Here is a 20,331-nt window from a genome sequence, read left to right as displayed (position 1 = left end):
AAACAGGAATGCCCCAGCGATATGGCTGGGGCATTCCTGTTATTATATGGATATTTTATATATTTTATTTCCAATGCTTTTGCAACTTGAGAGATAGAAAACCGCAGTCGAGAGATAAAGCTGAAACTTGAGAGATAACCAATAAAAGTTGAGAGACCGCATATAAATGTTGAGATATAACTGTATAAATCTTATTTATCTCTCAACTTTAACATGTGTCTCTCAACTTCAGCAGGCTGTCTCTCAACTTTAAAACCATATCACTAAAGTTCCTCTTCACTGACACTTGTATGTTTCAAAAAGTTATAAACCATTAAGTTCAATGTATCCTTATCATTGCCCAGACACATTAGATGACGTGAGCGTTCAAAAAACACCACTTCTTTTCGTTTTGATGTAATCTCCTTATTTAGATAATATGCTGTTTTATATGGAACCATCCCATCTTGCTGACCTTGTGCAATCAGGACAGGTGTATCCACATTTTTTAAATGGCGTCTGGTAAATTTCACTAATTTAAGGAATTCCAGATTTGCCTTAAACGGAACATTTCCCAATTTTTTCTTATAATGGAGATATAATTTGTTTTTCCCCAGGTCTCCCCTGATCCCATCCATCATTACACTGGCAATATCAAGTCCTATTTGTTTAAAGGATAAAAACTTTCCTGAAGTTGCCAGCAAAACAAGTTTATTCACTTTGTATTTGGCAGCTAAATAAGAAGCTATCATGCCACCCATTGAAAAGCCAATAAGATAAATTTCATCATATTTTTCCTTTAACTGCTGCAGTGAATCCTCTGCTGCCTTAATCCAACGTTTATGGGAAATATTATCTAAATTAAGCTTTCTGCCATGCCCTGGCAATGTTGGGACCTCGATTCGCCAGTTTGTATGTTCTCTCAGGTAATCCGCTAAAGGCTCCACCTCATAGGGACCACCCGTGTAGCCATGGATTATTAAACAACCAATCATAATAATTCTCCTCTTTTTCTTCCTCTATAGTATCTTTTACCCCACCTTCAAATAATATATTACTTTTTCCGTTCAGATTCTCTTCCCAAAAAAGTGTTTTTTTAACAACAGTTCAGCGACAGAAACTTTCATCTAATAAAAAGAACCTTCGCATCCATATCAGCTTCAGGTTCTAAAGGTTTTTATTAATGCTCCAACTTGTTTGACGATGGGAGATACCTGATGGTAAGTGTTGGCTATCTGTCCAACGGTTGAAAGCATTTTGTCAAAATCCATTTGCCCATTTTCATTTTGAAAATATCCCATAACATTATTTGGTGGTGCATTCATCTGTTGGGACGAATAATTGGATGGATTGGGCTGTTGCATATTGTATGACCAGTCTTCAGGCTGAGCCGGCTTTGCAAAATACTCAAAGGGGGTTTGATTTGGCGCGTTCCCATATACTGGGGGATTTGAATTAAATGGCTGCTGCATATACGAGGGATCCGAAGTATAATACATATCATCAGGCGGATAATAATAATACTGCCTATTGTACATTGGTAATCACACACCTCTTTTCAATTTTGTTTTCTGTTATATATTATGCATTTAATTTCAGAGGCGTGTTTTTGATCATTTTTATTTTTAATAATTTTCGTTATAATAGCTTGAACCAAATTCGGAGAAATTTACAGAATTTATACCTAAAGCATATTTAATTTTGCTTTTTTGAAAACCTAGAATCACTTCACGTGTGTCTTCAATAAATGTTGCAGGTGTTCCATAAATTCCCTGATCCTGAAGTTCTTTCATATATTCTGTATTTTGCGTTACATTTTTTGTATCATATGAAATATCCCATTTATCCATTTCATTCATTAACTTTTTACATTGTGAATTATTCTCACTAATATAAACCACTACATTTTTTCCACTCATAGGTGAGAGACCTCCTAGAAGTATCGAATGACCTTTTCATTTATATTTTTTAGTTACCCCATAATTTCATTTATTAAACTAATATCTTACGAAAAATTACATTTACATTACAAAACCATTTCACCCGACAGTATTTTGCAGACTTTTTATTTTTACCCTGATTAAAAAAACTATAAACATCTTTTTGAAATGGACAAATTAAATGAAGCAATGAATAAAAAAACAAAATGTTTATCCTATGATAAACATTTTGCCTTTTGCACAGACATACCGACTTGCCTGTATCTATTGTTATTTAACAGAGACATCCCGTATCCCACTAACATCATATATTTTTTCTCGTTATCACGCTGTGACCTGCATCACAGGCCCGTTAAAATAATTTAGTTACATTTCACGGATATTCGTCCCCAGTTTCTTCAATAACTCAATGGAGGTTTTCTTTTCTTCTTCATCTAAACCACTCATAATCTCCTTGATTTGGTCCCAGTGGCCTGGAAAAATATTATTTAATAATGCTCTGCCCTGCTCCGTTATTATTGCATAGGTTACCCTGCGATCATCCGGAGAATTTCTTCGAACGAGATATCCTTTCTTCTCTAATTTTTTTATTACATAGGTAACACTGCCACTCGCAAGCAGGATCTTCTCCCCTATCTTTTTAAGCGGCTGCTGTCCATTATGAAATAACAGCTCGAGTACGGCAAAGTCAGTTGTGTTCAACCCTCTTGATTGTATATCCTTCTCTACCTGTTCTACAACTGCTTTGTAGGCCTTAGATAGAACTACAAAAAGCTTCAAGGAAGTATCTTGCTTTTTTTCCAGTAATTTATTCTCTGCTAATCTCATGCTCTTCACTACTTTCTAATTTACTTAAACGGGTTCACCTGGTTTTAGCGGCGAACTGTTCTCACTTCTCATTAAAAGGATTAAAATGATTATAAAGCTTACTGAAATAAATGGATAAATACCTGTAAGGCCAATCAAAAATGCAAAAATCGTCCCTAATCCCTCTTTTATATTCAGTGTGATATTTCTTTTTCCTAAAAGTACAATAGCTCTTTCTAATTTTACATGATAAATATAAAGGAAAGAAGTGCAATAAAACACGAATTGAAACGGTGCCCAAACTGTCAGGTTTATTCCAAGGTAAATAATCACAGGAACCAGCAGGATGCAGCCGCCGTATATAATCCATTTAAAATAATGCTTCTTATATTGCTGCAAATCCCAGGGAAGAACCTGGATAATGTCTGCCTGCATCCGGTCAATGAAAAAGGTTGCCGACACGGATGCGTATGCATAAACAGCAACTGCCAAACCGATGTGAAACAGAAGATTACTAAAGAACTGCAGTACAACAAGCACCAATAACAGAGTCCCTGCAAATTGAAACAGTAATTCATAATTTTTCCCCAGATAAAGCTGCCAAAGACGATGCTGCATGTCTTTTTCACTTTGAAATGGTTTCTTTCGTCTGGAAGAGTTTTGAAAAATGCTGTATTTTTTCTGCCTTTTGAATTTTGTATTTGATGCCTTTGAAATAAGCAGCATATTCCAAATATGGAAATCACTGATTTCAGTAACTTTTGACCAATTAACACCCTTGAACAAATGAGGTATTAAAATAATATTTATGAAAATAATACCACTAATCAGCAGCAGACCAGCTAATGGTGATGCTGTTAAGGCTCCCACAAAATTAATTAAGATGACAAGCAGCAAGTAGCCTGCTTTTATAAGGAACTTCTCCTGGAAAAGCTTCCATTGCGGAACTGACATGATAATATCATATACCAAAATCAATCCAAGATAAGATAGTATCAGGGAAGCTGATATAGGTGTCAGCAATATAACCAGCCCGCCCATAATTAAATACACTGCACACTGCCTAATCCATTTTTCAGCAACGGTCAGCAGCCAGATCTTCCCCCTGCTGTATGGAAGCAAGCTCAGCTGATATTCTGAACTGGAAAATTTTAACCCTGGCTCACGAAAGGATTTCATTATATATCGAATTGGCAAAGCTGTTAACAATAGCCAAAAGCCGCTTCTTGCATTTTCCTCCATAAAAATAAAATAATCATGAAACTCGTTTAAAATATCACCAAAGATAAAGATGCTTGAAAACATGTACGCAGCTACAACTAATGAGTATATTGCCGTTGTTTTATCAACCATTAAATCAAAGGCCATTTTATTCATTTTCATTTTTTTGCGGAATCTGCCTTTTCTTACTAGCGAATATGCTTTCCACACTGGAGCTCGTCTAATCATTCTTCGATCTCCTTTGGATCGTCCGAAAATCAGCGATATCTCCCTGGCTTTGAATTTTTCCATGCTGCAGCATTAAAAATTCATCCGCAATTTCTTTTATCCGTTCCAGTTGATGGGTTGTCAGTAAAATACTTGTTCCATTTGCTGCTTTTTCTTTAATTAATTCCTCGAGATAATCCATTGCATAAACATCAAGTCCAATAAATGGCTCATCAATCAGCAATAAAGGTGTGTCAGGGAGCAGTGCACAGATTGTCTGTACCTTTTGCCTCATCCCTTTCGACAACGACTCCGGATACTCATGCAGTTTATCTTCAAGCTCAAACCCTTCAACGTAACGTTCAATTCGTTCATTGAGCAATTTTTCCGCCAGCTCATAGCTCATTCCATACAGCTGGAAATGCTGCATTACTGTAAGCTCTGTTAACAGAAGCGGTTCTTCAGGAAGATAAGAGATCATCTGTTTAAAGGTTAAAAATGCATCGTCCTGGTTGTAATCTTCATTTATTATGATCTTCCCCTGTGACTTTTCAAGTACTCCCAGGATTGTTTTCATTAATGTGGACTTCCCTGCCCCATTATGCCCGACTAGAGCAAGAACTGATCCGTCTTCCATTGTAAAGGAAATGTCATCCAGCAATCTGGTATTATTTATTTCTGCACATACCTGAGATACTTCCAATACCTTCATATGTATCACCAGCCTAATTATTTCGTTAGTAGTCAATACGGTGAAGGCTTAAAAAGGTTTCACTAATCTGTATTTACTGAATTGCCTTTATCATTTTCAGATGTCCCGGCAGCACAGTTATTTCGCCGGGTGTCTCCCCTTTCATTTCACCATCCATATCAATTTCCTTTTTTTCATCTGCTGCTACTTTTACCTGCTCAGCCTGAATATGTGTGAGTTCGGTTAATTCATCAGCAATAGTTTCAGGATTATTCATGGACAAAAGCTCTCTAAAGGATGCAAGGCTTGAGTTTTTCACGACCAGCACATCCAACTTGCCATCAGTTGGGCTTACTGTTGGAATAGGCAACTCCCTTGTTCCAAGAAATTTTCCATTTAATACGATAATCATTACCGCTTCCCCCTCCAGAATTTTTCCGTCAGCTGTAATCTCATATGAAAATGGTTCCACCTGATTTATCGTCTGTAATGTACTTAAAAAGTAACTGAGTATTCCAAAGCTCTTTTTGAAGTTTTCATTTGTATTTTGTGATGTCTCAGAAACCAGTCCAATCCCCCAAAAATTAAGAAAATATCGATCATTTGATTTGCCTAGATCTACATCAATTATTTCTCCGTCGGTTATTGCTTCTGCAGCTGCCTGCAGATTCTGCGGAATATTTAGCATTCTGCTGAAGTCATTGGATGTACCTCCAGGCAAGATTGATATAACAGGTCTTTTTTCCAGTTCAGCAATACTGTTTACACATTCATGAACGGTTCCGTCTCCACCCAGAATAAATAGAATATCCGCCTCACCTGCTGCGGCTTTGCATACTTCTTTCACCTCATTAATTGTTTCCGTTTGAATCACTTTCAGTTCTTTAACAGCCTGACCAATAGCAGGCAATGTCTGGGCTAACTTCTTGGATGTTACATTCTTATCATGATTTCCTTTATATAAAAATACACCTTTTTGATAAAACGGCATTTCCATCACTCCCATTTCGTGCTTATTTTATTAATACCACTATTGCTGGCAGGAAACACGTAAACCTTATGAAACGATGAAAAAAATAATTAATACAATGAAATGTTATTGTGACATACTAATCAGCACATTATCATGTAACTTTTTGTAAAGATCCTGTAAAAATACTGAAAATAGACTAGCAATTTAAGCCTAAATGTTATTTAATATAAGAGTAAGATAATTTATATACATATTACCTAGGAGGGTCAAGATGAAAAAACTTTATAGTCTTTTGCTTGTATTGGCATTAGCACTTGTACTGGCAGCATGCGGAGGTTCAGATGACGCAGATTCCAGCAATGGAAGTGATGGATCTGACGACGCAGAATCAAGCAGCGATAACGGAGAAGAAGCTGAAGGAACCGAAACACCGGAAACACTGGTAATGGGATTCGTTCCATCACAGGATTCTGATACAATCGCTGATACAGTAGAACCTTTAGCAAAACGCTTAGGTGAAGAATTAGGAATAGAAGTACAAGGTCAGGTTATGACCAATTATAACGCATTAGTTGAAGCAATGGGTGCCAACCAAGTTCAAATTGGATTTATTCCTGCATTTGGTTATGTTTTGGCAAATGAGCAATATGATGTTGAAGTAATCTTAAAATCCATCCGTTACGGTTCAGGAACTTATAAAGCACAATATCTGGTACGTTCTGATTCTGGTATTGAAAGTTTAGCAGACTTAGAAGGAAAAGTTTGGGCATATGCTGATCAGGGATCAACTTCAGGTTACTTATTCCCTGCAAGTCAGTTAATGGAAGAATTTGATTATGCATCTGCACCAGAATTAGAAAGCAACTTCTTCAGTGGAACAATTCAATCAGGCGGACATGATAGTTCAGCTATTGCTGTTTATGAAGGCGATGCTGATGTAGCAACTACTTTTGATGATGTACGTACAGAGCTTGAAGAAGAATATCCTGATGTAATGGATAAACTAACCGTTCTTGGTTATACAGACGAGATTCCTAATGATACGATCTCTGTTACAAAAGAACTCGATGATGAGCTGGTTCAAGAAATCAAAGACATTTTCTTGTCATTTAACGAAGATGAAGAAATGATCCAAATCATGAATGACGTGTATAACTGGGATGAAATTGATGAAGCAACTGATGAAGAGTATCAAGTAGTAAAAGATACTTACCAAAAATTCAAAGATAACATTGAACTATAAGAATAAATCTGTTAGCGAAGTGTATTCCGGAAAGTATATATGCTTTAAATATTTCAAAAGGGGAGAAACACTCCCCTTTTTTTCCTAATTATAAGAATTTAATTAGGTTTTAAGTCTGTAATTGGAGGAAGTACATATTATGATTGAATTTAAGGATGTAAGCCTGGTATATCCCAATGGCACAGAAGGGCTTAAAAAAATAAATACAACGATTAAAGACGGGGAGTTTGTTGTAATTGTTGGTTTATCTGGAGCAGGAAAATCTACCTTTATCCGCAGTATAAATCGTTTGGTTACCCCAACTTCCGGTTCGCTTCAAGTTGATGGTGAGGACATTCTTAACTATCGCAGCGGCAACCTTCGGAAATTGCGCACAAAGGTTGGCATGATCTTCCAAAACTATAACCTTGTTAAACGTTCTAATGTGTTGAAAAACGTACTGGCTGGCCGGTTGGGTCATACAGGAACATTACGATCGATACTCAATCTTTATAAAAAAGAGGACATTAGTCTGGCATATGAAAGTTTAAAACGTGTAAATATTGATGAAAAAATCTATAATCGTGCAGACGAACTAAGTGGCGGGCAGCAGCAGCGTGTCAGTATTGCACGTGTCCTTACACAAAAACCTAAATACATTTTAGCTGATGAACCGGTGGCTTCTCTTGACCCTCCGACTTCACATCAGGTGATGACTTATTTAAAGAAAATCAACAAAGAGGATAACATTACGACAATAGTAAACCTTCATTTCATCGATATGGCAATGGAATATGCCGATCGCATTATCGGTATGCGTGCCGGAGAAGTAGTGTTTGACGGGCCGGTCTCAGAAGTATCAGAAAAGACGTTTGAAGAAATTTACGGCCGTTCCATACGTGAGGATGACTTGCGTGGGGGGGCAGATGAATCGTGACAAATGAAAACAATTCATTAGCTGAAAAGAAAACACCACCTATTTACCCTGTTAAAACAAAAGTACAGGTAAGCATCATATTTTTTGTTATTTTAGGGATTTATTTATTCAGTATGTTCTGGACGCAAAAGGAAATGGTTGGCGGATTCTCTGGAGCATTTGAGAACATGTTCACAGTAATGGAAAAGTTCTTCCCGCCAAACTTTGGTGTTATCGGAGCAATTTGGGGACCATTGGTGGAAACGATTCAGATGGCAATTATCGCGACTACTATAGCAGCAATTCTAACTGTACCATTAGCTGTTTTGGCCGCACGGAATGTAACAACATTTAAACCATTATATTATACAACCCGGACTGTATTAAATATCCTTCGTACAATCCCTGATTTAGTTTTGGCCGTTATTTTTGTAGGGTTATTTGGAATTGGTTTATTCCCTGGTATTTTAGCACTTGTTGTATTTTCATTAGGTATCCTTGCAAAATTAATCAGTGAAACAATTGAAGCAGTTGATATGAACCCATTAGAGGCAATGCGGGCTTCTGGCGGGAATGTTTATCAGGTTATCTGGTATGCACTGGTTCCGCAAGTTCTGCCACAATTTACTTCATTAGTACTGTATGTATTTGAGATTAACATTCGGGCTTCTGTTGTGCTTGGTTTTGTTGGTGCAGGTGGTATTGGACTTATTTTAAACCAGCAGCTCGGGTTTTATAATTATCCGAATGCTATGATGATCATTGTTCTTATTTTCGCAGTTGTCATCATTATTGAATATATCAGTACGAAGTTAAGGGAGGCGCTGATCTGATGGAAACCTATTCATTACCTCCAAAACCAAAGAACTCTCTTTATAAAAAGCTGAAAATGATAATTATCACTTTATTAGTCATCGCTTTATATGTATGGACCTTTGTCAGTATTGATATTGATTGGGGACGAGCAATTGAGCGTGCTGCAAATAACTTTCAGCGGGTAATTCCAAAGTTATTCAGTCCGGATTGGACAGCGACTGGCGAAGTTGCCTTGAGTATGCTTGAAACAGTATTTATTGCTTTTGCCGGATCCCTGATGGCAGCAATACTAGCGGTACCTCTCGCATTTCTTGCAGCACATAATATGATGGGTGGAAAAATATTTTCAACGATCGGGAAATGGATATTATCAGCAGTTCGTGCTTTTCCGGATCTTATCCTGGCAATTCTGTTCGTTGTAGCTGTGGGACCCAATGCATTTGCAGGGGTTCTGGCAATAGCCATTGGTTCAACGGGGATGCTTGGAAAAATGTTCTCCGAAATTATTGAATCAATTGATATGGAAGTTGTACAGGCAATGGAAGCAAATGGGGCAAATAAAATTCAGATCCTTTTCTATGCCGTTATGCCACAAATTATTCCTGAGTTCCTGTCATTCGCGATTTATCGGTTTGAAGTAGACATACGTGCTTCATCCATTCTTGGTATCGTGGGTGCGGGCGGTATTGGTACGATGATCATTTTTGCATCCAACAACCGGAACTGGAATGAAATGGGTACAATTTTGCTTGCAATCATTATTGTCGTAACCATCATTGACTTTGCATCTTCAAGAATTAGAAATAAAATAGTATAGTTAAAACAGAAACGAAATAGAGGCACCCTCTACTTTCGTTTCTTTCGTATGGAAAGGATGTAGCAGATGGGTAACAATACAGAAAAAATTACACTTCTATATACAAGTGATGTACACGGCAATGCAATGCCTGTCTTATATGGTACAAACGAAGCTGCAGATATTGGGCTTGCTAAATATGCTTCAATCGTAAAAAAGAAACGAACAGAGAATAAAAATATTATTGTTTTGGATAATGGAGATTTAATTCAGGGGACTCCGCTCATGACCCACTACGTAAAAGATCATACAGATAAGGGAAATCCCATGGTCGGCATTATGAATCGAATTGGCATCGATGCGGCTGTGATAGGCAATCATGAGTTTAACTTTGGAAGTCATATTTTAAATGATGCTGTAAACCAATCAAACTTCCCTTGGATTTCAGCAAATATTTTGAACGAACGTACAAGTGAGCCAAAATTCGGACCTCCCTATATCATAAAAAACCTAAATGGTGTGAAGGTTGCAATCGTTGGAGTGACTACACACTATATTCCTAATTGGGAATCCCCCGGCCATATTAAAGGGATTCAATTTGATGATGCTTTTTCTTCTTTGCAAAATTGGGTCAATAAGATTCGCCAAGCTGAGAAACCGGATATTTTGATCGCTTCTTATCATGGCGGTTTTGAAAGAAATATCGAAACAGGTGAAACCACTGAAGTATTGACAGGAGAAAATCAAGGATATCAGATGTGTGAGCAAATTGAAGGAATTGATATTTTATTAACAGGTCACCAGCATCGGAAAATAACTGGCATGATCAATGATGTATTGGTTATTCAGCCTGGTAATAATGGACAGGCCTATGGTGAAATTGAAATTGACCTGGAATCGGATGGCAACAGCTGGAGTATTACGGATAAAAAAGCAAGTCTCCACTACCTTGACAACGTTGAATCAGATCCGGATATAATGAATTACATGGAAGAACTGGAAACCTCCACCCAAAAATGGCTGGATCAGCCGATTGGCTATATTGAAGGAGATATGTCCATTACTGATTCACTACAGGCAAGAATCCAAAAGCATCCTTTTATCGAGTTCATTCAAAAGGTACAAATGGATGCAAGTGGTGTTGATATTTCGGTTACCTCCCTGCTTAATAACAGCTCGGAAGGATTCAGTTCTGTTGTTACAATGCGTGATATTGTTTCTAATTATATGTATCCCAATACACTTGTCGTACTTGAGCTGACAGGCAAAGATATCAAAGAAGCGCTTGAAAAAAGTGCAGAATACTTTGTGCTGGACAGTGATAATAAAATAGCTGTCAACCCGGATTATGTTGAACCAAAACCACAGCATTATAATTATGATATGTGGGAAGGGATTGAATATACAATTAACGTATCCAAACCATTCGGTTCACGGGTTGAATCAATTTTGTACAATGACATTCCGGTCAGTGCGTACGAATCCTATCAAGTTGTATTAAATAATTACCGTGCAACAGGCGGCGGCAATTATAATATGTTTAAGGGCAAACCTGTCATGAAAGAGATACAGCAGGATGCCGTAGAACTGATCCGCAGCTATTTTGAAAAACACCAAACAGTTGAGGCAACTGCTGTAAATAATTTTGTGGTAAAGGCTGAATAATTTAATAAAACCCCATGAGAGCTGATCTCATGGGGTTTTATTTTTAAAGGGGTTTACCACATTTGTCTTAGTCGTCATAACGATCATCGTCGTCATCATCGTCTTTATCTTTATCGTCATCTGTATCAATTTCTAATTCTAAGATCTCACCACTCACAGCATCAATTTCAAAGTCAGCTTCGTCATCACCATTTTTAATTTCAATTTCATAAATGAGTCTGTCATCATCTTCATCCAATTCTAGATCTGTAACTGTTCCGGAAAACTCATTTAAAGCAATCTTAGTAACTTCATCTGTGCTTAGGATATCACTGTTGTTCAATTTTTGTTTTTTCTCTTTTTCAGTGATTTTCATACCATCATTTTTTCTTTCTTTTTTATTCTCCTTTATAACCTCACCAGTATCTCCATCAAGCTTCAGATCAATTTCTTGTTTTTCATCTTCAATTTCTACCTCATAAACAACTTTATTAAATTCTTTATCCAATTCCATTTCCGTAATTGTTCCTTCATATTGATCTGTTACCATCTGACGGATATCATCCGTAGATAATTTTGGATCTGCCTGCGCTGCACTGGATTGAAACACCCCTAATCCAATAACTGCTGCTCCTGCTAATGTTCCAATTGCAATTCCTAATTTCTTTTTCATTTTTTTTCGTCCTCCTTGTTTGTTGTTACTTATATCTTAACCGTTGATGATGAAAACAGGCTGAGAGCTAGATTAGAATTTGATGAGAAATTCATTTGAACTGAATGAGCTGGATTAGAACTGATCTCTACTGGATTTTTGTAGTTTATTTAAGTGAGATTATTTCTTGAGATTGTTTTAACCAGTTACGTACTGGACGTCCGGTCTCATTCTTATTCTGTCCGGTCGATTACGCATTTTGTCCGATCCAACTCACACCTCATTCGGTCCAATTCGCAATTCATTCGGTCCAGAATTCATTTCGTTCGGTCTCATGCTCGGCATTCGATGTTAACTCTTTCTCAAAAACAAAAGCCGCCAATGACAGCTCGATCTCAATCGTCGTCATCATCGTCTGTATCGATATCCAATACCAGAACAGCCCCTGTATATGCATCAATGTCAATCTCTGCTTCTCTATTGCCATTTTCAATTTCTACTTCATAAATTAATCGACCATCGTCTTTATCAAGCTCTATTTCCTCAACCTTCCCAGAAAACTGACTTAACGCAATACGCTTAGCCTTACTTTCACCAATAACTGCTATTTTGGCTGATTCTTTATTCTTTTTTACTTTTTCATTGTTCACTTTTGAGTTATCTTGTTTGCTTGAATTGGCTGCCTGCTTATTGGATGGCTTTTCATTTTGAACCGGTTTGCTTTTCTTCTCAGCTGTGTTGTCATATTGTTTAGCTGGTTTGCTTTCTTTTTTGACAGTATTGTTATCCTGCTTAGCTGCTTTATTTTCCTTTTTGGCTGGTTTGTCATCCTGCTTAGCTGCTTTATCATCCTTTTTGTTATCATCTTCATCCATTTTCTTTTCTGTAATAATCAACTTATCAGATACCGTATTAACCACGTTTTCTTCTGGAGGTACTGTCTTTTCATCAAGATTTAAAATTTCACCTGTGTTTCCGTCAACTTCCAATTCATATTCCTTACCATTGATCTCTATTTCTACTTCATATACTTCTTTTTTGGATTCTTTTGCCAGCTCCAATTCTTTAATAGTTCCAGGGTATTGTTCTGAAACCTTTTTATGAATATCCGCTGTTGAAAATTTTGGTTCTGCCTGTACCCCGCCTGATTGTGAAAATCCTAACCCCAACACAGCGGCTGCAGCCAATGTACCAATCGTTGCAACAAGTTTTCTTTTCACTTCATTTCCTCCTTGTTTAGTCCAGGTTCAGCTCCTGCAGCTTTCCTTCATAAGCAAATGACTCAAATCATCCTCTCTTGCTTATGCGTTTACCCTTTTCAGTACCCTGACCTTTCCTTTTTTGTTACTTACATCATATCCTCGGAGAATGAAAGTACAGTGTGAGTAAGATTAGAATTCGGTGAGATAGCTATTAACTTTTTAATACAATCACTATACCAATTTTTACATAAGAAATAAGCTGCCAGCATCATTTTGCTGGCAGCTCTGCTGCTTTTAATCATCATCCTCTGAGTCAATATCCACAACGAGAACTTCCCCGGTATATGCATTGATCTTAATTTCTGCCTCATCTTCACCATTCACTATTTCTATTTCATAAATAAGCTGTCCATCATCTTCATCACGTTCTATATTTTCAATCGTTCCGGAAAATTGACTTAACGCAATCTCTCTCGCTTTATCTGAATTGATTATTGCACTATTGGATGATTCTTTCTTATCATTACTGTTTGTATTCTCTTGATTATCTTTTGCATTATCACTATCTTCTTTTTTGCTTTCACCATTATTTTTCTTACTATTGTCATTTTTCTCGTCTTTTTGCTTATCAACTTTGTCATCTGCTTTTTCAGCATTACTGGTTAACTTCTCTGCTTCTTCCAAGCTCACGATCTCTCCTGAATTTCCATCTAGCCTTAAATCATATGTCTTTCCTTCACTTTCCACTTTCACCGCATAGTAGGCATTGGCAGTATCTTTTTCCAATCCCAATTCTATAATTTCTCCTGGATATTGAGTCTCTACAATTTCACGAATCTCATCAGATGAAAGCTCCAGGTTTGCCGATGATACACCTGATTGAAAAATACCAAATCCCAATAAGGCAAGCCCTGCTACAGTCCCTAAAACCATAACTATTTTCTTTTTCAAGCTATACCTCCTTCCAGTAATACGATTATCTTTATTCTAACCCAGGGGTCTGAAATAACAATGTGATTAAGATTAGAATTTGATGAGAAGACATTACGCTTCTCCTATTGGCAATCTCAAGATAAATGTGGAGCCTTCTCCAATTTCACTCGTTACGGATAAATCACCATGATGTTCCTTTGCAATTGTTTTTGCTATAGCTAAACCAAGACCTGTACCACCTGTGTCTCTGCTTCGGGCTTTATCAATCCGGTAAAAACGCTCAAATATCCTGGAGCGTTCCTCTTCTGGAATACCATTTCCATAATCCGTCACTTGAAAAACTGCATTACTATTTTCTTCAGAAATACTGACTTTAACTTTATCCTTGCTATATTTCAGGGCATTATCAATTAATATATAAATTATTTGCTCCAGTTGATCTTTGTTGCCATTAACGACCAGCATATCCATACCTTTTTCCAGGTTAATTTCGCGTGAATAGGCACCTTGAAAAGTAGCAGTTGTTTCCTCAATTAGAGAAACCAAATCAACCTGTTTTAATGCTCCTGTTTGCTTGTTTTTTGCCAGAGCCAGCATTTGCTCCACCAGTTTTTTCATACGGTCAGCCTCTGAATCAATTGCCTCGATGGATTCCTTCAGCAGTTCAGGATTTTCTTTTCCTCTTCTTTCAAGCAGCTGTGCATAGCTTTTCACAATCGATATTGGAGTCTTTAATTCATGGGAAGCATCAGAAACAAATATCTCCTGTTTCTCAAAATTATCCCGCAGAAAATCAATCATTTCATTAAATGTCCTTTCCATTTCATAAAGCTCATCCTGTGACCGGTTTTCCACATTTATTTTTTTCCATTCTCTGTTTCTGATATTCTCTTTCATTGTTTGAATCAAATCTTTAATCGGACGTACTAAAAATCTGCTTAAAAACGTTCCTGCGATATATGTAGGAATCAGCATTATTAAAGATGCTACTACCAGAACATATAACAGGTTTTGCATTGTTTCCTGATTCCCTATCAAATGATCAGATACCTGTAACGTCACGACTTCCCCAGCTTGTTCACCGGAATTCCAGATAATTGGTTTTGTAATAACCACAACATCCTCCCCGTTTTTACCTGCAACAATTTCCTGAGATTCCGTGGTGGAGTATTCCCCCGGCAACTGCGTATATTCGCCTTTTCTTGCTTGTTCCTTTAAATTATTTCCATTTTCCTGTATGACCCGAATCATGCCTTCCGGTGGCAGAAAAGCAAAAAGCAATTCACTTGTTGCACTATCTGGATTTTCCGCTAACTTCTCAACAATAATATTAGTCTGTGCGGTCAATTGCTCCAATTCATTATCTATGGTAATTTTATAAAACAGAAAATAGATCGACGTATTGACCAGTATAATCAATACAAGCATAAACATGCTGGTGAATAATTGAATTTTAGTCTTCAGTTTCATTTAACCTGATCCTTTATCGTATATCCGACACCGCGAACAGTCTGGATATAGGCAGATTCGTAGCCCCTATCTACCTTTTGGCGCAAATATCGAATGTAGACATCGACCACATTCGTATCTCCAAAATAATCAAAGCCCCATACCTGTTCAATCAGCTGATCCCTTGTAAGTACGATATTTTTGTTTTTCAGTAAACAGACGAGCAGATCAAATTCTCGTGGAGTTAGCTCTATCTCCTTGTCTGCCCGTTTTACTTCACGTGCATTCAAGTTAACTTCAAGTTCACCGACTGAAAACTGGTTTCCATTTGCCTTTTTGACTGCAGGATTTCTTAAATGTACCCGAATCCGTGCAAGCAGCTCTTCAATTTGAAAGGGTTTGGTAATGTAATCATTTGCCCCAAGATCTAGTCCACTCACTTTGTCATGAATTTCATCGCGGGCAGTCAAAAGGATTATTGGTGTCACTTGATCTGTACGCCTGATTCTTCTTAAAACTTCCAAGCCACTGAGTTCTGGAAGCATAATATCCAGCAAAACCAGATCCCACTCCTTTTCTTCCATTAAACGAAGTGCTTCTTTTCCATTATCGGCAATTTCCGTTTTATAATTCTCATAATCCAATTCCAGCTGCAGCACACGGCTTAGCTTTTGTTCATCCTCCACAATTAATATAGCCGGACTTTCCATATTATCCACCTGCTTTTTTATTGTTCTTATCTGTACCTTATCACGAAAAGTGAAGTTATGAATCTATTTAACCTTTGCATAGATACATGTATCCCGCAATCCATCACCATCAATTGCAATTGAATCTTTATAATGAATTCCTTCTAATTGGTATCCTAATCTTTCAGGAATCGATCTGCTTTTCATGTTCTTGGCATCGCATTGAATCTCAATCCGATTTGCGTTCAATTCGTCAAACGCAAAATCTGTTAGTCCCTGTACAGCTTCAGTTATATAGCCTTTTCTACTCTGTCTCGTGTCAATCCAATAACCTATTTCGAACTTGGGAACCTCCCAATCGATTCGGTGCAATCCGGTAGATCCGATAAATTCATTTGTGTCCCGATGAAAAATATGCATTCTGAGATCTTCACGCTGTAAAAATTTAATATGTGCTTCTTTTACATTTACTTTAGTTTCTTCAAGCGTCTGATCATTTTGAGCAAATGGCAGCCATTTTTTCAACTCCTGCTTACTTGCATTAATTGCATCAAATACTGCCTCCGCATCACCTGGTTGTGGCAGTCTTATTAAAAGTCTTTCTGTGTAAAATTCATGTGGAAATTCTTTAAGTATTGGATTCTGCATCGTTCATCTTCTCCTAAACTTTTTTGAATATTTATTTCTTTTCATTATACTAATAAGCAGGTAATATTACGATAGGCAATAACAAATAGGAGTTGATTTCATGTTGGCTATTGATCATATTATTATCGCTGCAAAAGATCCAGCCCAGGCTGCTCATAAATTTGGACAGAAACATAATCTTACTACCATAGAAGGCGGAAAACACAGTAATTGGGGGACCTATAATTATTTGTCCTATTTCTCCAATGACTGCTATATTGAATGGCTTGGGATTTTCGATGAGAATCTTGCAAGGAAGTCTGATAATCCATTGGTCCAGCAGTTGGTTTCAGCATTAAGTAATAATATAGAGGGAATGATTCAATTTGCGTTGCGCACTAATAATATGGATGAGTATGTAAAACATTTTGATAAAATAAGCTTGGATTTCACAGGCCCCGTACCAGGCTACCGGCAAAAACCAGATGGTTCCGATTTGCATTGGCGCATGCTTTTTCCGGAAAGGAAGCTTCCTTTTTTAATTGAGTGGGGTAATGGAAAAAATGTTCCCCAAGATGAAAGCCTGATAAATGAAAAACAGCTGAAATCAATCACTTACGAAAAAGCCGGAAAAGAATATTTTAATAAAGCCTTTCAGCTGGATTCAGCCGGTGTTTCCATCCTTTTGGAAAATGGAAAAATAAAATTCAGTGCTGATCAAGAATTAGATTTTATATTCGAATAATATACAAAACGATCATCCGCTGCTGCGAATGATCGTTTTCTTTTTAACCCAATTGCTGATGCAGAAATTCAGTTACAGATTCTGGTGTTTTTGTGTATGCACTGTGCTGATGTGCAATCTTTTCTCCATTTTGGAAAATCAACACACTTGGAATACCCATAACTTCATATTTTTCTGCAAGTCCTTCTATTTCATCACTATTTACTTCATACCATTTATGGTTTTTAAATTCTTCCAAAATCCCGCCAATAAACATATCCATGCGTTTGCAGTCAGGACACCAGTCAGCAAAAAACTTAACAATTACCGGCTCTTCACTTTGGATGACTTCATTAAATTTTTCTTCTGATTGTATATGTTCCATTTCGTTTGCACTCCTTTATTTATCCTTCTACAGCCATTGTAACTATTTTCGAGAAACTTGTCCTATACTTTGCATTAGATTCTTTCTAAAGACGCAGTTTCTATAGAATGCGACGTAGTGAAAGTTCACTTGCGTCGTGCAAAAGCTTGTTGAGTGCTAAAACCCGCTCCGGAAATATTTGATTACTGACGATGAAGTGAACTAGTGAGTTATATACAAAACATTGAACCGTCTCACCAGTTCGGGTGAGCGAAGGGCGGTGACTCCTGCGGGAATAGCACGAGTCCGAAGACCCCGCAGAGTGGTTTTCTCGAGGAGGCTGAGGCCGTGCCCGCGGAAAGCATCCGCCCGCAGCGATCCCGAACGGCGATTTTAGCAGATGCTAAGTACTTCGCAATTTACATCGACACACTCTTAACTTTAAACTATCAATATTCTACTTTCCCAAGAATATATGCTGTGAAAAGTCCGACTCCAAATGCAAAAACACTGATAAGAAGCAGCGATGTGCTTGCTGGCCAGCCTGGAAATACAACGAAAATGGAGCCGATAACCATTCCAATGATTGCCGCAAATGTTGCAGTTTTATAGTTTTGCAAAAAGAAACTAATGATTTTGCTCATGATAACAATTCCCAGAACAATCCCAACACCAGTTACAGCAATAACATCAAGCTGTAAATTACTGACAGCTCCAATCACAGTTGGGTATACACCAATAATAAGCAACATGAATGAGCCGCTTATCCCGGGAAGTATCATGGCAGAGCTTGCAATGAATCCTGAAACGAATAACAGGATATAAGTCGATGTTTTAAATTCGGTAATTACTGCTGCTTCTCCTGCCTGCAGGAAGACCATCGAACCAACGATTACAACACCTATAAGCAATAATGCAAAATGGTTTATCTTAAATGTTTTTTTGACCTGTGCCTGATGAAATAAGTAAGGTAAAACCCCAATAATTAACCCTAAAAAGAAAAACTTTGTCGGCCCAGGGTAATTTGCAAATAACCATTCAATCAGATGGCTTAACAGTAAAATAGCTGTTCCAACCCCAATGCCTAACGGGATCAAAAATCCAAGTTGTTTTTTCCAGTCCTTACTGACAAATCCATTAATTGCAGCAATCAGACGATCATAAATCCCCAGCAGGACAGCAATAGTTCCCCCACTTACACCTGGAATAACATCACTTGCACCCATGATTAAGCCACGATATATATTTTTCCATTCCATATTTAATTTTCTCCTTTAACATCTGTCCATTTTTTCAGCATAAAATTATCATATCAAAAAACACTTGCAATTTATATATAAATTTTTTATACTGTGAGTAGGCTACTTTGTATAACAAGGTAGTTATACAAAGGTTAACTATATTGTTATACAAGGTAGATGATGTAATTGTCACTTCGAAGCCAATTATTAAAAGGAATTCTTGAAGGCTGTATTTTATCAATAATTTATCAGCAGCCAACTTATGGCTATGAGCTTTCCATGAAACTGCAAAAGTTCGGATTATCTGATGTCAGTGAGGGATCCATTTATCCAATTTTACTGCGTCTCCAAAAAGAAAAATTAATCCATGGTGAGATGAAAAAGTCAGAAGCAGGACCAAAACGAAAATATTATCAATTAACAGATGAAGGCCACGAAGCACTTGCAGACTTTATATATCACTGGGATTCGATTAAAGAACCTGTTGATCGAATTATCACGAGGGAGGGAAGGAAATGAACGCTAAGGAAATAATCGAATTAAATAATGAAAAAAGAAAAGAGCTTACTGAAGAAAATTTAGCTTATTACGAAGATATGCTCCTTTATATACGCCTTAGCTCAGCAAGATCAGAGCAGTATACAGAAGAAGTATTGCTTGAATTACTGGAACATATAATTCAGGCACAAGAAGAAGGAAGGTCGGCAGTGGATGTATTTGGCAATAACCCTAAAGAATATTGCCAGGATTTAATTGGTGAAATCCCTAAGGAAACCCGAAAAAGACAAGTGCGGTTCTCCACCTATATTATTCTGCAATTTCTAGCGATTATCGCTTTTGTGAATGGGGTCATCGGCTTTGTAACGTATTACTTTTTTGATTTGGGTTCTGATTTGACAACATTCTCCATTGGTTCAGGCATTGCCATTGTGATCATAGATTTATTAATACTTTACTTATTTATTGCAATAATCTTCAGATGGTTAAGAAATTCAGCATTTCCTAAGAAAAAACAAAAGAAATGGGTGGAATTTTTACAGATATGGGCATTCAGCACCCTTTCGATTGGTTTGTTCATTCTCGTTATCTATTTGATGCCAGACTTTGGAACAACTATAAGTATACCCACAATTTCATTTGCGGCAGTTGGAGTTATTTTGTATATTTTAGCAAAAATGATAAATAAAAAGCGAAACCTAATTTAAAAATGCTCACCTAGATTGGAAATTAACAAGGTG

23 protein-coding genes are annotated in these 20,331 nt (G+C 37.2%); 8 read left to right on the top strand and 15 right to left on the bottom strand.

The genetic code is table 11. The features are described 5' to 3' along the window. Positions 1 to 263: 263 nt before the first annotated feature. The 7 genes from CIL03_RS09255 to CIL03_RS09225 form a co-directional block, all read right to left on the bottom strand. On the bottom strand, positions 264 to 974 hold the full coding sequence (locus tag CIL03_RS09255; RefSeq protein WP_094885574.1) for an alpha/beta hydrolase: 711 nt from the start codon (positions 972 to 974) through the stop codon (positions 264 to 266). 165 nt (positions 975 to 1,139) lie between these two features. Further along, positions 1,140 to 1,517, bottom strand: a complete 378-nt coding sequence (locus CIL03_RS09250) for a YppG family protein (RefSeq protein ID WP_094885573.1) — start codon at positions 1,515 to 1,517, stop codon at positions 1,140 to 1,142. Positions 1,518 to 1,604: 87 nt separating this feature from the next. Then, positions 1,605 to 1,898, bottom strand: a complete 294-nt coding sequence (locus CIL03_RS09245) for a glutaredoxin family protein (protein WP_094885572.1) — start codon at positions 1,896 to 1,898, stop codon at positions 1,605 to 1,607. 387 nt (positions 1,899 to 2,285) lie between these two features. Continuing rightward, positions 2,286 to 2,747, bottom strand: a complete 462-nt coding sequence (locus CIL03_RS09240; protein WP_094885571.1) for a MarR family winged helix-turn-helix transcriptional regulator — start codon at positions 2,745 to 2,747, stop codon at positions 2,286 to 2,288. Between the two features lie 24 nt (positions 2,748 to 2,771). Next, positions 2,772 to 4,175, bottom strand: coding sequence for a hypothetical protein (locus tag CIL03_RS09235; RefSeq protein WP_094885570.1), 1,404 nt, complete (start codon positions 4,173 to 4,175; stop codon positions 2,772 to 2,774). Then, on the bottom strand, positions 4,168 to 4,866 hold the full coding sequence (locus CIL03_RS09230) for an ABC transporter ATP-binding protein (protein WP_094885569.1): 699 nt from the start codon (positions 4,864 to 4,866) through the stop codon (positions 4,168 to 4,170). Before CIL03_RS09230 ends, CIL03_RS09235 begins: the two co-directional genes overlap by 8 nt. Before the next feature lie 73 nt (positions 4,867 to 4,939). Further along, entirely contained in the window at positions 4,940 to 5,836 is an 897-nt protein-coding gene (locus CIL03_RS09225) for a diacylglycerol/lipid kinase family protein (protein WP_094885568.1), read from the bottom strand. A gap of 253 nt (positions 5,837 to 6,089) precedes the next feature. On the opposite strand from CIL03_RS09225, the gene CIL03_RS09220 reads away from it, so the two are divergent. The 5 genes from CIL03_RS09220 (at position 6,090) to CIL03_RS09200 (ending at position 11,233) form a co-directional block, all read left to right on the top strand. Then, positions 6,090 to 7,061 (top strand): phosphate/phosphite/phosphonate ABC transporter substrate-binding protein, encoded by a 972-nt coding sequence (locus tag CIL03_RS09220; RefSeq protein ID WP_094885567.1) that lies wholly within the window; start codon positions 6,090 to 6,092, stop codon positions 7,059 to 7,061. A 139-nt stretch (positions 7,062 to 7,200) separates the two neighbouring features. Further along, positions 7,201 to 7,977, top strand: a complete 777-nt coding sequence (gene phnC, locus CIL03_RS09215) for a phosphonate ABC transporter ATP-binding protein (RefSeq protein WP_094885566.1) — start codon at positions 7,201 to 7,203, stop codon at positions 7,975 to 7,977. Further along, entirely contained in the window at positions 7,974 to 8,789 is an 816-nt protein-coding gene (gene phnE / locus CIL03_RS09210) for a phosphonate ABC transporter, permease protein PhnE (protein WP_094885565.1), read from the top strand. Before phnC ends, phnE (CIL03_RS09210) begins: the two co-directional genes overlap by 4 nt. After that, positions 8,789 to 9,589 carry a phosphonate ABC transporter, permease protein PhnE gene (gene phnE, locus CIL03_RS09205; protein WP_094885564.1) on the top strand — a complete coding sequence of 267 codons (801 nt, stop codon included), beginning with the start codon at positions 8,789 to 8,791 and terminating at the stop codon, positions 9,587 to 9,589. Before phnE (CIL03_RS09210) ends, phnE (CIL03_RS09205) begins: the two co-directional genes overlap by 1 nt. 66 nt (positions 9,590 to 9,655) lie before the next feature. Then, on the top strand, positions 9,656 to 11,233 hold the full coding sequence (locus tag CIL03_RS09200) for a bifunctional metallophosphatase/5'-nucleotidase (RefSeq protein WP_094885563.1): 1,578 nt from the start codon (positions 9,656 to 9,658) through the stop codon (positions 11,231 to 11,233). 67 nt (positions 11,234 to 11,300) lie between these two features. Here the strand turns inward: CIL03_RS09200 and CIL03_RS09195 are convergent, their stop codons facing one another. The 6 genes from CIL03_RS09195 to CIL03_RS09170 form a co-directional block, all read right to left on the bottom strand. Further along, positions 11,301 to 11,885, bottom strand: coding sequence for a PepSY domain-containing protein (locus tag CIL03_RS09195; protein ID WP_094885562.1), 585 nt, complete (start codon positions 11,883 to 11,885; stop codon positions 11,301 to 11,303). Positions 11,886 to 12,259: 374 nt separating this feature from the next. Next, positions 12,260 to 13,084, bottom strand: coding sequence for a PepSY domain-containing protein (locus CIL03_RS09190; protein WP_094885561.1), 825 nt, complete (start codon positions 13,082 to 13,084; stop codon positions 12,260 to 12,262). 276 nt (positions 13,085 to 13,360) lie between these two features. After that, positions 13,361 to 14,017: a PepSY domain-containing protein gene (locus CIL03_RS09185; RefSeq protein ID WP_094885560.1), complete on the bottom strand. Its 657-nt coding sequence runs from the start codon at positions 14,015 to 14,017 to the stop codon at positions 13,361 to 13,363. Between the two features lie 93 nt (positions 14,018 to 14,110). Further along, a complete protein-coding gene (locus CIL03_RS09180; protein ID WP_094885559.1) occupies positions 14,111 to 15,469 on the bottom strand; it encodes a HAMP domain-containing sensor histidine kinase in 1,359 nt (452 codons plus the stop codon). Further along, a complete protein-coding gene (locus CIL03_RS09175; RefSeq protein WP_094885558.1) occupies positions 15,466 to 16,158 on the bottom strand; it encodes a response regulator transcription factor in 693 nt (230 codons plus the stop codon). The genes CIL03_RS09180 and CIL03_RS09175 overlap by 4 nt, the downstream gene beginning before the upstream one ends. A gap of 63 nt (positions 16,159 to 16,221) precedes the next feature. Beyond that, on the bottom strand, positions 16,222 to 16,785 hold the full coding sequence (locus CIL03_RS09170; RefSeq protein ID WP_094885557.1) for a GNAT family N-acetyltransferase: 564 nt from the start codon (positions 16,783 to 16,785) through the stop codon (positions 16,222 to 16,224). A 100-nt stretch (positions 16,786 to 16,885) separates the two neighbouring features. Here CIL03_RS09170 and CIL03_RS09165 point away from each other — a divergent pair, with 100 nt between their 5' ends. After that, positions 16,886 to 17,509: a VOC family protein gene (locus CIL03_RS09165; RefSeq protein WP_094885556.1), complete on the top strand. Its 624-nt coding sequence runs from the start codon at positions 16,886 to 16,888 to the stop codon at positions 17,507 to 17,509. A gap of 43 nt (positions 17,510 to 17,552) precedes the next feature. On the opposite strand, the gene CIL03_RS09160 is transcribed toward CIL03_RS09165, so the two are convergent. Next, the gene (locus CIL03_RS09160; RefSeq protein ID WP_094885555.1) at positions 17,553 to 17,873 is read right to left on the bottom strand and encodes a thioredoxin family protein; all 321 of its coding nucleotides are present in this window, start codon (positions 17,871 to 17,873) and stop codon (positions 17,553 to 17,555) included. A gap of 428 nt (positions 17,874 to 18,301) precedes the next feature. Continuing rightward, positions 18,302 to 19,111, bottom strand: coding sequence for a DUF368 domain-containing protein (locus tag CIL03_RS09155; RefSeq protein ID WP_094885554.1), 810 nt, complete (start codon positions 19,109 to 19,111; stop codon positions 18,302 to 18,304). Positions 19,112 to 19,279: 168 nt separating this feature from the next. Here CIL03_RS09155 and CIL03_RS09150 point away from each other — a divergent pair, with 168 nt between their 5' ends. Both CIL03_RS09150 and CIL03_RS09145 read left to right on the top strand, forming a co-directional pair. Continuing rightward, positions 19,280 to 19,612, top strand: a complete 333-nt coding sequence (locus CIL03_RS09150) for a PadR family transcriptional regulator (protein ID WP_094885553.1) — start codon at positions 19,280 to 19,282, stop codon at positions 19,610 to 19,612. Continuing rightward, the gene (locus tag CIL03_RS09145; protein WP_094885552.1) at positions 19,609 to 20,298 is read left to right on the top strand and encodes a DUF1129 family protein; all 690 of its coding nucleotides are present in this window, start codon (positions 19,609 to 19,611) and stop codon (positions 20,296 to 20,298) included. The genes CIL03_RS09150 and CIL03_RS09145 overlap by 4 nt, the downstream gene beginning before the upstream one ends. The last annotated feature ends 33 nt before the right edge of the window (positions 20,299 to 20,331 follow it).

The sequence above is a fragment of the Virgibacillus indicus genome (genome assembly GCF_002266285.1).
GTDB classification, from domain to species: Bacteria; Bacillota; Bacilli; order Bacillales; family Amphibacillaceae; genus Virgibacillus_K; species Virgibacillus_K indicus.
The sequence above is the reverse complement of the archived record's forward strand: the minus strand, read 5'-3'. Positions and strand labels throughout refer to the sequence as shown.

Coding starts and splice junctions, on each gene's coding strand:
- CIL03_RS09200 (WP_094885563.1), top strand. CDS start 9,656: ATGGGTAACAATACAGAAAAAATTACACTTCTATATACAAGTGATGTA.
- CIL03_RS09250 (WP_094885573.1), bottom strand. CDS start 1,517: ATGTACAATAGGCAGTATTATTATTATCCGCCTGATGATATGTATTAT.
- CIL03_RS09145 (WP_094885552.1), top strand. CDS start 19,609: ATGAACGCTAAGGAAATAATCGAATTAAATAATGAAAAAAGAAAAGAG.
- phnC (WP_094885566.1), top strand. CDS start 7,201: ATGATTGAATTTAAGGATGTAAGCCTGGTATATCCCAATGGCACAGAA.
- CIL03_RS09225 (WP_094885568.1), bottom strand. CDS start 5,836: ATGCCGTTTTATCAAAAAGGTGTATTTTTATATAAAGGAAATCATGAT.
- CIL03_RS09195 (WP_094885562.1), bottom strand. CDS start 11,885: ATGAAAAAGAAATTAGGAATTGCAATTGGAACATTAGCAGGAGCAGCA.
- CIL03_RS09235 (WP_094885570.1), bottom strand. CDS start 4,175: ATGATTAGACGAGCTCCAGTGTGGAAAGCATATTCGCTAGTAAGAAAA.
- CIL03_RS09255 (WP_094885574.1), bottom strand. CDS start 974: ATGATTGGTTGTTTAATAATCCATGGCTACACGGGTGGTCCCTATGAG.
- CIL03_RS09220 (WP_094885567.1), top strand. CDS start 6,090: ATGAAAAAACTTTATAGTCTTTTGCTTGTATTGGCATTAGCACTTGTA.
- CIL03_RS09170 (WP_094885557.1), bottom strand. CDS start 16,785: ATGCAGAATCCAATACTTAAAGAATTTCCACATGAATTTTACACAGAA.
- CIL03_RS09230 (WP_094885569.1), bottom strand. CDS start 4,866: ATGAAGGTATTGGAAGTATCTCAGGTATGTGCAGAAATAAATAATACC.
- CIL03_RS09180 (WP_094885559.1), bottom strand. CDS start 15,469: ATGAAACTGAAGACTAAAATTCAATTATTCACCAGCATGTTTATGCTT.
- CIL03_RS09160 (WP_094885555.1), bottom strand. CDS start 17,873: ATGGAACATATACAATCAGAAGAAAAATTTAATGAAGTCATCCAAAGT.
- CIL03_RS09155 (WP_094885554.1), bottom strand. CDS start 19,111: ATGGAATGGAAAAATATATATCGTGGCTTAATCATGGGTGCAAGTGAT.
- CIL03_RS09165 (WP_094885556.1), top strand. CDS start 16,886: ATGTTGGCTATTGATCATATTATTATCGCTGCAAAAGATCCAGCCCAG.
- CIL03_RS09245 (WP_094885572.1), bottom strand. CDS start 1,898: ATGAGTGGAAAAAATGTAGTGGTTTATATTAGTGAGAATAATTCACAA.
- phnE (WP_094885564.1), top strand. CDS start 8,789: ATGGAAACCTATTCATTACCTCCAAAACCAAAGAACTCTCTTTATAAA.
- CIL03_RS09175 (WP_094885558.1), bottom strand. CDS start 16,158: ATGGAAAGTCCGGCTATATTAATTGTGGAGGATGAACAAAAGCTAAGC.
- CIL03_RS09240 (WP_094885571.1), bottom strand. CDS start 2,747: ATGAGATTAGCAGAGAATAAATTACTGGAAAAAAAGCAAGATACTTCC.